Below are 14,085 nucleotides of genomic sequence, written 5' to 3' on the forward strand. Positions count from 1 at the left end.
ACTTTGCCTGGCACGGCAAGGCGCGGGAGGAAAGAACCATGGACGATAACAAAAACAACTTCAACCCAGAAAACAACAACAATCGTGATCATGAACCGGGACCGGATCGTGAATGGGACAATAACAATAATAACAGCACAAATTCTTCTGAAGGCGGCTCTTACTACTATTCCTATGGACCTTTTAAATCCCTGAATAATGAGGACACCGGCAGCAATGATCCGCAGCATTATAACCGCCGGGAGCCGGAACGGGTGGAGGTTACACCTCCTCAGCCGATGAAATCTCTGCCTTACAGCACCTCGCTCCGCACTAGCGGGAATGACGGGAACGGCGGGCGGGGCGGCAATGACGGCGGGGGCGCCTGGCAGTATAACCGCAAGCCGAAGAAGCCGGTGAAGGCGGTGCTGATTTCTTTTCTCGCCGGAATGGTTGTCCTATCAGGTTCGATGTTCATGGCTGACCGGGGGAACTGGTTCACAGGTGGCGAGGCTGCAACGGCGGTAGCTACGAACCCGGCAGGGAAGACAGCAAGCGGTGATGCCAAAATCACACCATCCACTTCCACCGCTGCACTGGTCACCGGTTCAGGAGACGTATCCGGTGTAGTGGACAGTGTCGGACCGGCAGTCGTTAAGATTGAGACCCTGGTCAAGACAAACAACTCGCGGAACAGAAGCAGCAGCCCGAATATGAATGACCCGTTCTATCAGTTCTTCTTCGGGGATCAGTTCGGCGGCGGCTCTTCCGGTTCGAATAATTCGGAATCCCAGCCGGGCTCAAATAATTCCAATTCATCACAGCTGACACCTTACGGCATCGGCACAGGCTTCATCTATAATTCTGACGGATATATCCTGACCAACCAGCACGTGGTGGATGGCGCCGATGTGATCCAGGTTACCGTAGACGGCAACACCAAGCCTTACGAAGCGAAGCTGCTGGGCTCCAGTAAGGATCTGGATCTGGCGGTACTGAAGATTGAAGGATCAGACTTCCCGTCCGTGGCTCTTGGCGACTCCGACAGCATCAAGGTCGGTTCTGAGGTCGTGGCGATCGGGAACCCGCAGGGCTTCGACCATACCGTGACCACCGGGGTGCTTAGCGCCAGAGGCCGCAGCATCGATATTGCGGAAGAAGACGGCAGTGGTACAAAAACCTATAAAAACCTGCTCCAGACCGACGCTTCCATTAATCCGGGGAATTCAGGCGGACCGCTGCTCAATATGAACGGCCAGGTTATTGGTATGAACGTTGCGGTGAGCAGAGATGCCCAGGGGATCGGCTTTGCGATCCCGGTTAATACAATCAAAGGCGTAGTGGATAAGCTGGAAGCGAATCAGGAAATTCCTAAAGAACCGGTTCCATTCATCGGTGCGACTCTGATGACCATTACCGATGAAGTTGCTAAGCAGATGGGTACAGACATCAAAGAAGGCTCGGTTGTGGCCGAGATTGTCTTCAAATCTCCTGCGTATGTAGCAGACCTTCGTCCTTACGATATCATTACCGGAATCGACGGCAAGAATTATGCGACCAACCAGGATCTGATCACCTACATCCAGACGCTTAAGGTAGGCGATAAGGTGACTCTGAATGTGGTCCGTGACGGCAAGAAGCTGGATCTGCCGGTAACGATCGGCAACAAGAATGATTTCGTGAATGAACAGACTCAGAAGCAATAAGCACACCGGGCGGTGAGCGGCAGAGCGGAAGGGGCAGCCCTTCCGTTCTGTGCTGTCCGGGTACTGAAGCGTAAGCGGATGCGGAGAGGCGGATGCATCTGCTACAATAGAGATATATGACATGGACAATGGGGGCTGCCGGATGCGACCGAATATATTAATTATTGATGACGATGAGAAAATAATCTCGATGCTGCGCCGCGGGCTGGCTTTTGAGGGCTACGATGTCAAGACTGCAGCCAACGGGGCGGACGGCCTGCGTGCCGTATTGAACAGCGATCCCGATGTGGTCATTCTGGATGTTATGATGCCCCAGGTGGACGGGTTCGAGGTGTGCCGCCGTCTGCGGGAGGGCGGGAGCAGTGTGCCGATTCTGATGCTGACCGCAAAGGACGAGATAGAACACCGTGTCAAGGGACTGGACCTCGGTGCAGATGACTATCTGGTGAAGCCGTTTGCCCTGGAGGAGCTGTTGGCCCGGGTGCGGGCGCTGCTGCGCCGCAAGAGTGAACAGGGGGAAGCCTCCGAGCAGGCCATCTCCTATGAAGACATTACGCTCGATGTGGATTCCCGGGAAGTGACCCGCGCGGGCAGACGCCTGGAGCTGACCGCGAAGGAATTCGAGCTGCTGCATCTGTTCATGCAGAATCCGAAGCGTGTGCTCTCCCGTGATCTGATCATGGATAAGATCTGGGGCTATGATTACAGCGGCGAATCCAATGTGCTTGAAGTCTATATTGCCATGCTGCGCCAGAAGACTGAGGAGCATGGCGGCAAACGGTTGATTCAGACGATCCGGGGAGCCGGTTACATCCTAAGAGGTGACTAATATGTCCATACGACTGCGGCTGACTGCCTGGTACTCAGGAATTCTGGCCGTTATGCTGCTGGTCTTGTCCGGCGTGATCTACGCGTTTGTCTATATTAATACGTACGGCGACCTGAAGAGCCGGCTCCAGAGCCAGTCGCAGCAGGTCGAGCTGAAGGCGGGCCTGACACCAGACGGAACCCTGCAGCCGGTGCTTGGCGGGCCGGCGGGTCAGAGCCTGTTCGCCCAGATGTACATCTATGACCTGGACCGGCTGGTTCTAAGCCAGAATATGACCGAAATTGAACTGAAATTCCAGGTTCCCGCCAAGGAGAACCTGCATAACCAGGAGGGATTCCTGCAAGCCAGCTATGGCGGCAATCCTTTCCTGATCTATCAGAGGGCGGTTAATGTAACGCTCAATAACAACAGTCTGCCTGCGCCTGCTGTCCTTCAGGTCGCTGTCTATACGGGTGAGCAGGTGACGCTGCTTAACCGGCTGAAAAATATTCTGCTGGCCGGCTCCTTCGCGACCCTGGTGGCGGCCTTCACCTTCGGCTTGTTCCTGGCCCGCAAGGCGATGAGCCCGATCGGCATGGTCATTGAGGCGGCGAACGGGATACAGACAGGAACGGATCTCAGCTCACGGATCGAATATGACGGGCCGCAGGATGAGATCGGTCGGCTGATCGCGACGGTTAACAGCATGCTCGGGCGGATGGAGGGCTTCTATACGGGGCTGGAGGAGGCCTATGCCACCCAGCGCCGCTTCGTCTCCGATGCTTCGCATGAGCTGCGGACACCGCTTACCACCATCCGCGGCAATATTGACCTGCTGCAAAAGATCTGGGAGATGGACCCGGAGGATAGCCGGATGACGGAGGCAGAGATCCGCCAGCTCTCGATTGAATCGGTGAAGGATATTGCCGATGAATCCAAGCGGATGAGCCGGCTGGTGGCGGATATGCTGTCCCTGGCCCGCGCCGATACCGGCCGGACCTTCGACATCGAGCCGGTTGCGCTGGAGCCGATGATGAACGAGGTAGCCCGCCGGGCGTCCTTCCTGCCACGGGAGGCGGAATGGTCCGTGGGCGACCTGAGCCATCTGAACGGCAAGTATATCCTTGGGAACAAGGATTATCTGCAGCAGATGATGTTTATCTTCATTGATAACGCCTTCAAGTACACGCCGGAGGGCGAGGTTACGCTGGATGCGGTCTTTTATCAGAATCAGGTGGGAATACGTATTGCCGATACCGGAATCGGGATGGACAAGGATGAGGTGCCGCATATCTTCGACCGCTTCTACCGCGCGGATGAATCCAGGGGAATTACGGAGGGCATCGGCCTGGGATTGTCCATTGCCAAATGGATTATCGAGGAGCATGGAGGCTCTGTTGAGGTGGTCACCCGGCGGGGGGAAGGCACGACGTTTGTGATCTGGCTGCCCCTTCTCTTTGCCCCGCCGCTGGAATAGGGTATAATTGAGGGGCTTCTATTACAGCAGTCATTGACAGCAGAAAGCGGTGAATTCATTGGAAGTCCTCAAGATCTCTCCCCGGGGCTATTGCTATGGCGTAGTCGATGCGATGGTGATGGCACGGCAGGCTGCGCAGAATCTGGATCTGCCCCGGCCGATTTATATATTGGGCATGATTGTGCATAACAGCCATGTTACGAATTCCTTCGAGGATGACGGAATTATTACGCTGGACGGGCATAACCGTCTGGAGATTCTGGAGCAAGTGGACAAGGGAACGGTGATCTTCACTGCGCACGGCGTATCGCCTGAGGTCCGCAAGATGGCCCGCGCGAAAGGGCTGACTACGGTGGACGCGACCTGCCCGGATGTAACGAAGACGCATGACCTCATCAAGGAGAAGGTAGAAGAGGGTTATGAGGTGATCTATATCGGCAAGAAGGGCCATCCCGAGCCGGAAGGCGCCGTAGGGATCGCTCCCGAGCACGTCCACCTGATCGAGAAGGAGGAAGAGATTGCCGGTCTTAAGGTGCCTTCCTCGCGTATTGTTATTACGAACCAGACAACGATGAGCCAGTGGGATATCAAGCATATTATGCGAAAATTGCTGGAGACCTTCCCCGGCGCCGAGGTCCACAATGAGATCTGCATGGCGACCCAGGTCCGGCAGGAGGCGGTGGCTGAGCAAGCGGGCCAGTGTGAGCTGGTCATTGTTGTGGGCGATCCGCGCAGCAATAACTCCAACCGTCTGGCTCAAGTGTCGGAGGAGATTGCCGGCGTGCCGGCCCACCGCATCTCTGACGTATCTGAGTTGAATACGGAGTGGCTGAAGGGCATCAAGAAGGTAGGCGTGACCTCCGGCGCTTCCACGCCGACACCGATCACCAAGGAAGTCATCAATTACCTGGAGCAGTATGATGAGGCCGATCCGGCCACCTGGGAGATCAAGCGCACTGTCAATATGGCGAAGCTGCTTCCGCCGGTCAAGAAGACAACAGCGAACTCATAGTAATGTAAATAGCAGGCAGTACGGCCCTGGGGGGCTGTGCTGCCTTTTTTCTGATTAGGGGATTATGATTGTATGCGGAAAACCGAACATAATGGGGACGTCGAGGGTGTTCGGACGGAATGTATGCGGAAAACCGAACACAATTGGCAGACGCAGGTACGCGAAGAAAATTGAGGTGCAGCTTATGGAGCGGCATAAAGCACCGGCACCCTGCACCTTCCACCTGCAGGGTGATTCTGTTCTACTAGGACCTCTGCGTGCCGGAACGGGCGAATAAAGGTTGACTGAAACGGGATTTTGCGGTAGAATCACTTTAGTGCTTAAAAGCGTACACGCGTCGTAGCGTAATAGTGCCGGACACTGGTATAACCACTATTAAGTTTATTAATACGGGTCCAAAAGGGGAGCTATAATATGATCGTTATTACATCTAATCAGACACCGCAGGAACAGGTAGATGATATCATCGCCGTCATTGAGAAGGAAGGGCTGCAGGTTCATCTCTCCAGAGGGGCGGACCACACGGTCATCGGACTGGTCGGGGGCGTTACGCCCAAGCTGGCCGAGCATCTGCGCCAGATGAAGGGCGTCGAGAATGTGGTGAAGATTACCAAGTCCTATAAGCTCGCCAGCCGCGACTTCCATCCTCAGGATACCATTATTGATATCCGCGGGGTGAAGATCGGCGGGGAGAATCTGGTCGTGATGGGCGGTCCGTGTGCGGTGGAATCGCCGGAGCAGATCGATGAGATTGCCCGGCTGGTTAAGGCGTCCGGCGGCCAGGTGCTGCGCGGGGGAGCCTTCAAGCCTCGTACCGGGCCTTACAGCTTCCAGGGAGTGGGCGTAGAAGGGCTTACCATGATGGCGGAAGCCGGCAAACGCCATGGCCTGCTGACCATTACAGAAGTTATGACGCCGGAATATGTAGATATCTGTGCCGAGCACGCGGATATTCTGCAGGTAGGCACACGCAATATGCAGAACTTCGATCTGCTGCGCAAGCTGGGCACCTGCGGCCGTCCTGTGCTGCTGAAGCGCGGCTTCAGTGCGACTTACGATGAGCTGCTGAACGCGGCGGAGTACATTCTCGCCGGGGGCAACCGGGATGTTATGCTGTGCGAGCGGGGCATCCGTACCTTTGAGACTTACACGCGCAACACGCTGGATCTGTCTGCAATTCCGGTGCTGCAGAATCTCAGCCACCTGCCGGTGATCTCTGACCCGAGCCACGGCACCGGCCGCCGTGAGCTGGTTGCTCCTATGGCCAAGGCATCTGTTGCGGCAGGCGCCAACGGCCTGATTATTGAGATGCATACCGACCCGGATAATTCGATGACAGGCGATGGTGTGCAATCGTTGTTCCCTGAGCAGTTCGATGCTCTGCTGCGCGATCTGGAGAAGCTGGCACCACTGGTGGGCCGCAAGTTCTCCGAGTCGCTGGAGGCAGCGCCTGCGCTTTAATTTTGAGGTATGCTTATAGCTTGAAGAGCAGCTCTCTTTTTCCGTATTGTGCGGGGGAAGAGGGCTGTTTGTGCTGGGATTTGGACAAATTGACATGGGACGCGGCAGTTTTATGATTTTTCACTAAAGCGTCAGAATATCTCACATTGTTGCAAGAAATACCTGACATAAGCATTGACGATGTTAGGTATGAGATTTATAATGACGACAGCAAAAAAATAAAAAACAAGAACATTTGATACGAAGAGCGGCCTAATGTTCGGAACTTGGGGAGGAATTAAGCATGTCGGTTGAAAAAGTGTTGCAGACGATCAAGGAAAACAATATCGAGTGGGTGGATTTCCGGTTTGTAGATCTGGGTGGACGTGCTCACCATATCTCACTGCCAGCATCCGCAGTTGAAGAAGAAACATTTGTAAACGGGGTAGCATTTGATGGTTCTTCCATTACAGGTTTCCGGGGGATTGAAGAATCGGATATGGTAATGATGCCTGATCCAAGCACAACTTACATCGATCCGTTCACAGCTCACCCGACGCTGAACATTATGTGCGACATCTTCACGCCTGACGGCGAACGTTATGAGCGCGACCCGCGCGGTATCGCGGTGAAGGCTGAAGAATTCCTGCAGGCGAGCGGTGTAGGTACAGCAGCATTCTTCGCACCTGAGTCTGAGTTCTTCATCTTCGACGATGTCCGTTACGAGAGCGGAATGAACACTTCCTCCTTCTTCGTGGATTCTGAGGAAGCGAATTGGAACACAGGCCGTAAGGAAGAAGGCGGCAACCTGGGCTTCAAAGTAGGCGTCAAAGGCGGATACGTGCCAGTAGCTCCGGTAGATTCCCAGCAGGACATCCGCAGTGAAATGTGCCGTCTGCTTACAGAAGCCGGCCTTGAGATCGAACGCCACCACCATGAAGTAGCCACTGCAGGCCAGGCGGAAATTAACTTCCGTTTTGACACCCTGAAGAAAACAGCTGATAACCTCCTCACTTACAAATACATTGTGCACAACACTGCACGCCAATACGGCAAAGTAGCGACCTTCATGCCAAAACCGCTGTTCGGTGATAACGGAAGCGGGATGCACGTTCACCAGTCGATTTTCAACGGAGATTCTCCTCTGTTCTACGAAAAAGGCGCTTATGCCAACCTGAGTGAATTGGCGCTGAACTACATCGGCGGTATCCTGTACCATGCACCTGCACTGATCGCGCTGACTAACCCAAGCACCAACTCGTTCAAACGTCTGGTTCCTGGTTATGAAGCTCCGGTCAACCTGGTATACTCCAAGGGTAACCGTTCCGCCGCTGTGCGTATCCCGGTAGCTGCCGTGACACCTAAGGGCTGCCGCATCGAGTTCCGTACACCGGACTCCACTGCTAACCCTTACCTGGCCTTCTCCGCTATGCTGATGGCTGGCCTGGACGGAATCAAGAAGAAGATCAACCCTGAAGAAATGGGCTACGGTCCGCTGGACAAGAACATCTACGAATTGTCCGATGCCGACAAGGAGAAGATCCGCAGCGTTCCAGGTACACTGGACGAAGCACTGGATGCTCTGGAAGCCGACTACGAATTCCTGACTGAAGGCGGCGTGTTCACCAAGGACTTCATCGATAACTACATCGCCCTGAAGCGTTCCGAAGCCCAGGCCGTTGCGATCCGTGTTCATCCGCATGAATACTCCCTGTACTTCGATGTATAAGATTAGCTAATGTGAATATAGCTTGAAGAAGCCCCTGGAATCTTTGGATTCCGGGGGTTTTTTGCGTGCAGACAAGCTCCAGGTGGCAGGTTGGGTTGGGGGTGAGGATAGCGGGATAGAGTGCTAGATGGATAGAGGGCTAAAGGGTAAAAGGTGAAGGGTGAAAGGTGAAAGGTGAAAGGTGAAAGGGACAAATCCCCTTGGCTCGGCTGGACGTGGGCCGGAGGGAGAAATGAAGGGGAGAAATCCCTCTGATGCGGCCGGAAGTAGGCCAGAGGGAGAAATGAGAGGGAGGAATGAGAGGGAGGAATCTATCAAATGCTACTACGTAAAACTGAGGAAGAGTAATGATGTGGAGCACTAATGCACCTGATTCCGGCTAAAGTGGGCATATGAATATGAGCAAAATGAAGAGCATTAGTGCACCTGGATTCAGCGAATGTGTGCTAAGTGAACGATGAGAGTCATTAGTGCCCCTCATGAAGCCAGTAACTCCCTCAGGATGAGATGAGAAGGCAGTTTTCACTTGGTTTAACTAGCATGATATTGGTGTTTCGTAAAAGTTTCGTTACTGAAATGCTAATAATGCGATAATATTACATTTTTACGCGAGAAGCTGCGTTATTGAGCATTTCATTTCGGTTATTTCTCCTACTAAAAGTCACAAAAACCGCTTTACAAAGAGATACAACGATGTGATAATGAAACCGAAACCGATTTCGGAAAGCGCAGACAGAGCTGTACTGGCTGTACCGGCATGAGCAACAGCACTAATGTCAGCGCAATTATGAATACATCTGATGAGGAACAGCAGTAATCTCTGGACAATCAAGAATACATCTGCTGTCAGGGAACAGGGAGGATGAATGTATTGAAAAAGCAAACGAATGTGTCACAAGCCGGCTGGAGGTTTACCGGGAATAACGGGGATTTCAGGCTGGAGCAGCCGGACCGGAGCAGTTATTTATATTTTCCGCTGGTGAATGAAGGGGGCATGATGTCCTCGATTAGTCCTAAGCTGCACGGGCAGGTGACTTCGGGTCATAATACGTTTCTTACGCCGCCCATCTCGGTAGAGGATCTGCATAACTCCCGGGCCTCGCGCAACTTCTGGGTCTACATTGAAGGCAAAGGCGCCTGGTCGGCGGCGGGCAATTCCGCGCGGCAGAATGCGGCATTCTATAGTGAAGCGGCAGATGAAGTGGTACTGGATGCCGGACTTTTGTGGCATAAAGTGACGCGTGAGAGCAAGGAGCTGGGGCTGCGGGCAGAGATCACCAGCTTTGTACCGTGCGGCACGGATAAGGTGGAGCTGATGAAGGTATCGCTCACGAACACCGGATCGGACCCGCTCAAGCTGACCGCAACGGCAGCGATTCCGCTGTATGCGCGTTCGGCGGATGATCTCCGTGACCACCGGCATGTCACTTCGCTGCTGAACCGCATCTATACCTCCGCTTATGGCGTTGAAGTGCAGCCTGCCTTGTCCTTTGACGAACGGGGTCACCGGGTGAACCATACCTCTTACGGGGTGTTCGGTGCGGCGGAAGGCGGAGAAGCTCCGGCCGGCTTCTTCCCGGTGCAGGAGGACTTCATCGGGGAAGGCGGAAGTCTGGACTGGCCGGAGGCGGTCGTGAACAATCTGGCACCGGAGTCTGGTGAAGACGGCGGGTTACATAGGGAAGGCTACGAGGCACTGGGCGGCCTGCGCTTTGCGGAGATTACACTGGCTCCCGGCCAGAGTTATTCTTATGTCGTAGCGATGGCGATTGCCAGTGACCGAATCGATGTGCCGGCACTGATGGCGAAGGTTGGTTCGGCGGCGGCTTTTGATGCGCTGCTGGAGGAGAACAAGAGCTTCTGGGCCGATAAAATCAACACCGTGGAGTTCCACACCGGCGATCACGCAGCCGATGAATGGATGAAGTGGGTGACGCTGCAGCCGGTGCTGCGCAGACTGTACGGAAACTCCTTCCTGCCATACCATGATTACGGCAGAGGCGGACGCGGCTGGCGCGATCTGTGGCAGGACTGCCTGGCCCTGCTGATTATGGAGCCTGCCGATGTCCGCAGCCTGCTCCTGAATAACTATGCCGGCGTCCGGATCGACGGCAGCAATGCGACGATTATCGGGCAGCAGCCCGGTGAGTTCATTGCCGACCGCAACAATATTCCCCGGGTCTGGATGGACCACGGCGCCTGGCCGTTCCTGACGACGATGCTGTATCTGGATCAGAGCGGCGATCTCGACTTCCTGCTGCAGGAGCAGACCTATTTCCGCGATACCTTCATGAACCGCTGCAAGGAGCGCGATACCTCTGGGGAGCCGGGCACAGGAAGCAGCCTGCGGACGGCGGCAGGCGAGGTCTATACCGGAACGATTCTGGAGCATATTCTATTGCAGAATCTGGTGCCGTTCTTCAATGTGGGCGAGCATAACAACATCCTGCTGGAAGGGGCGGACTGGAATGATGGCCTGGATATGGCCGCCCAGCGCGGAGAGAGTGTAACCTTCACCGCCTTCTACGCCAGCAACCTGCTGGATCTTTCGAACCTGCTGATAACCCTGAAGGAGCGGACTGGCAGTGACACTCTGGAGCTTGCTGAAGAAATGGTACTGTTGCTTGACTCGTTAGGCGAATCCGTTGATTATGAATCGGTTGCGGCTAAGCACGAGCTGCTGAACCGCTTCTATGCAGCCGCGCCGAATAAGGTAAGCGGAGTAAGAGCGGCCTTGAAGCTGGAAGAGGTAGCGCGTGATCTGGCCCGCAAGGCGGAATGGATCTTCAGCCACCTGCGCACGAATGAATGGGTAGAGAGCGAACATGGAGACGGCTGGTTCAACGGCTATTATAATAATGACGGAGAGCGCGTTGAAGGGGAACGGGCCGACGGCACCCGCATGACCTTAACCGGCCAGGTCTTCCCGCTGCTGGGCCACGCTGCGGCGCCAGAGCAGATTCCGAATATCATCTCGGCGGTGGAGCGCAATCTGTTCGATGAGAAGACCGGCTACCGCCTGAACAGCAACTTCGGCGGCATTCAGCAGAATCTGGGGCGCGCGTTCGGCTTCGCCTTCGGCCACAAGGAGAACGGGGCAATGTTCAGCCATATGACCGTAATGTACGGCAATGCCCTGTATAAACGCGGTTATGTCCGGGAAGGCCGCAAGGTGCTGGATTCCCTGTACCGTCTGAGCGCTAACTTTGAGGTCAGCCGGATGTACCCGGGCATCCCGGAATACATCAGCGAAGAGGGCCGAGGCATGTATACGTATCTGACCGGCTCGGCCAGCTGGCTGCTGCTGACGATGGTTACAGAGGTGTTCGGCGTCAAAGGCAAGCTCGGCGATCTGCTGCTGCAGCCGAAGCTGGTCAAGGAACAATTCGATGCGCAGAAGAGCGCTTCGATCAAAACACTCTTCGCCGGACGCGAGCTGAAAGTCGTCTATACGGCTTCAGGAAGCACCGAGTTCGGTGAGTACCAAATACACTCTGCAAAGCTTAACGGGGCTGAGGTAACGCTTCAGCGCGTCTCAGAGGGTGCTGTTGTGGCCCGCAGCCTGCTGACGGCTCTGCCTGAAGGAGAAGTTCATCTGTTAGAGGTGGAGCTGGCGTAAGCTGCAAGCCGGACCACTGTCAATTAACGCCTGTCCCGCCGGTCTGCCGGGGGCAGGCGTTTTTAACTAAAATTAACGAAAAATATCCCGCTATCCAGCGGATATGGATATAATTGTACAAGTGCAGGTTAGAGGCATTTAGCACACAGAAAATTTAGCTTGGACCGGAAAGGATGGACATGAAATGGCGCGTATTCTCTCAAACGGGCAGCTGACCGTGGAGATTGCTGATGTGGGTGCGTATGGAGGCACCCGGTTTGACTGGAGCGGATTTATTACCGGAGTGACTCTGGAGCAGGGAGGGCATACCTTTTGTGTTCCCGAGAGCCTGATTCCCGGACAAGGGACAGGAGGCAGCGGACTGTGCAACGAGTTCGGCATTTCCCGGGCAATTGGCTATGACGATGCTGCACCGGGAGAATGGTTCCCGAAGTTCGGAGTGGGACTGCTGCAGAAGCAGAAGGATGAGCCCTACTCGTTCGTGGGGGAGTATCCTCTAACTCCTTTCCCTGTAACTGAAGAATGGACTACAGACTCTGTTACATATACGGTAGAGCCGCTGGAATGCCGGGGCTACAGCATGAAGCTGGTTAAGACGCTGAAGCTGGAGGGAAACAGGCTGGACATCTTTTACTATGTGGAAAATGTTGGAATGAAGCCGCTCCGTCTGGAAGAGTATATCCACAACTTTGTCGGAATCGATCAGGCTGATGTAGGGCCGGATTATGTGCTTAAGCTGCCGGGAAGCCCCCGGGTTACTTCGCCCGAATCCTCCTTCACAGAGAATCTGCTCAAGGTTGAGGGGAACCACCTGACATGGACAGGGGGGGCGGAACGCCAGTTCTACTGCAAGCTGGAGGGCTGGGAGCAGGCCGAGGCGGATTATTACTGGGAGCTGGTCCATAAGTCCAGCGGAGCCGGTATCCGGGAGAGCGGAGATTTTGCCGCAGAACGGATTGCATTATGGGGAGACAAGCATGTCATTTCCCCTGAAGTTTTTATCGACATCACCATTTTACCGCGTCACAGCAAGGGTTGGCGCCGCAGCTATCAATTTTTCACCTGCTGAACGCGCACTAGCTTACCTCATATGTGAATAATTATACTTGCTGGTGTTTAACTTTATCTGCTATCATAGCGATATCCATATTCATAGGAGAGAAAGGGTGGGAGCTATTTTGAGCAAGAGAGCATACAATTTTAATGCCGGTCCGGCAGCGTTGCCGCTGGAAGTATTGGAACGCGCACAGGCAGAGTTTGTTGAATTCCGGGAGAGCGGAATGTCGATTATGGAGATGTCGCACCGTGGGGCGATATACGAATCTGTGCATAATGAAGCTCAGGAACGCTTGCTTTCGCTCCTTGGCAATCCGCAGGGATATAAGGTATTGTTCATCCAGGGCGGTGCAAGCACACAATTCGCTATGGTGCCGATGAACCTGATCGGTGCAGGCCAGGTGGGCAGCTATGTGATGACAGGCAGCTGGGCCGAGAAGGCCTTGAAGGAAGCCAAGCTGACCGGGGGCGGACATGTAGCCGCATCCTCAGAAGACAAGAAATTCCTGGCGATTCCTGAGCTTGCCAGCATTAAGGCTGCGGACAATGCCGCTTATCTGCATATCACCTCGAATGAGACCATCGAAGGCACACAGTATGCCGAATACCCGGATACTGGTGAACTTCCGCTGATTGCCGACATGTCCAGCGACATTCTGAGCCGCTCCTTCGACATCAATAAGTTCGGCCTGATCTATGCCGGTGCGCAGAAGAATCTCGGACCTTCAGGTGTCACGGTAGTGATTGCCAAGGAGGAGCTGATCTCCAGTTCTCCGGCAACGATTCCGACGATTCTGCGGTATGATACTCACTTCAAGAACAACTCTCTCTACAATACGCCGCCATCCTTCTCTGTATATATGGTCAACGAAGTGTTAAAATGGGTTGAGGAACAGGGAGGACTTGCCGGTATCGAAGCCAAGAACCGTGACAAGGCAGGTCTCCTATATGAAACGATCGACAGCAGTGACGGCTTCTTCCGCGGAGTCGCGGAGCAAGGCAGCCGCTCCATTATGAATGTTACGTTCCGGATGCAATCGGAGGAACTGGAGAAGCAGTTCATTAAGGCATCCGAAGCAGAAGGCTTCGTCGGCCTCAAGGGACACCGCAGTGTAGGGGGCTTGCGCGCTTCAATCTACAACGCAGTGCCTCATGAGAGCGTCAAGGCGCTGGCTGACTTCATGAAGCATTTCCGGCAGACCCAAGGGTAATCTAAGAACGTTCCTGACCTTCCGCCTGGCAGCGGAAGGTTTCTTCAT

Annotated in this window: 9 protein-coding genes; all 9 read left to right on the forward strand. The window is 54.5% G+C overall.

Features of this window, described 5'->3' with window-relative positions; translation table 11 throughout:
- Positions 1–38 precede the first annotated feature (38 nt).
- Positions 39–1,685 (forward strand): trypsin-like peptidase domain-containing protein, encoded by a 1,647-nt coding sequence (locus tag MHI24_RS25185; RefSeq protein WP_340022293.1) that lies wholly within the window; start codon positions 39–41, stop codon positions 1,683–1,685.
- Positions 1,686–1,827: 142 nt separating this feature from the next.
- The gene (locus tag MHI24_RS25190; RefSeq protein ID WP_340022294.1) at positions 1,828–2,514 is read left to right on the forward strand and encodes a response regulator transcription factor; all 687 of its coding nucleotides are present in this window, start codon (positions 1,828–1,830) and stop codon (positions 2,512–2,514) included.
- Position 2,515: 1 nt separating this feature from the next.
- On the forward strand, positions 2,516–3,970 hold the full coding sequence (locus MHI24_RS25195; protein WP_340022295.1) for a HAMP domain-containing sensor histidine kinase: 1,455 nt from the start codon (positions 2,516–2,518) through the stop codon (positions 3,968–3,970).
- Positions 3,971–4,028: 58 nt separating this feature from the next.
- Positions 4,029–4,982: a 4-hydroxy-3-methylbut-2-enyl diphosphate reductase gene (locus tag MHI24_RS25200; protein ID WP_340026786.1), complete on the forward strand. Its 954-nt coding sequence runs from the start codon at positions 4,029–4,031 to the stop codon at positions 4,980–4,982.
- A 414-nt stretch (positions 4,983–5,396) separates the two neighbouring features.
- Positions 5,397–6,443 carry a 3-deoxy-7-phosphoheptulonate synthase gene (aroF, locus tag MHI24_RS25205; RefSeq protein ID WP_340022296.1) on the forward strand — a complete coding sequence of 349 codons (1,047 nt, stop codon included), beginning with the start codon at positions 5,397–5,399 and terminating at the stop codon, positions 6,441–6,443.
- A gap of 283 nt (positions 6,444–6,726) precedes the next feature.
- Positions 6,727–8,151 (forward strand): type I glutamate--ammonia ligase, encoded by a 1,425-nt coding sequence (glnA, locus tag MHI24_RS25210; protein ID WP_340022297.1) that lies wholly within the window; start codon positions 6,727–6,729, stop codon positions 8,149–8,151.
- 871 nt (positions 8,152–9,022) lie between these two features.
- On the forward strand, positions 9,023–11,770 hold the full coding sequence (locus tag MHI24_RS25215) for a cellobiose phosphorylase (protein ID WP_340022298.1): 2,748 nt from the start codon (positions 9,023–9,025) through the stop codon (positions 11,768–11,770).
- Between the two features lie 184 nt (positions 11,771–11,954).
- Positions 11,955–12,839, forward strand: coding sequence for a hypothetical protein (locus MHI24_RS25220; protein ID WP_340022299.1), 885 nt, complete (start codon positions 11,955–11,957; stop codon positions 12,837–12,839).
- A gap of 106 nt (positions 12,840–12,945) precedes the next feature.
- Positions 12,946–14,037 (forward strand): 3-phosphoserine/phosphohydroxythreonine transaminase, encoded by a 1,092-nt coding sequence (gene serC / locus MHI24_RS25225; RefSeq protein ID WP_340026787.1) that lies wholly within the window; start codon positions 12,946–12,948, stop codon positions 14,035–14,037.
- Positions 14,038–14,085 lie beyond the last annotated feature (48 nt).

This window comes from Paenibacillus sp. FSL K6-1096 (assembly GCF_037977055.1).
In the GTDB taxonomy this organism is placed as follows: Bacteria; Bacillota; Bacilli; order Paenibacillales; family Paenibacillaceae; genus Paenibacillus_AQ.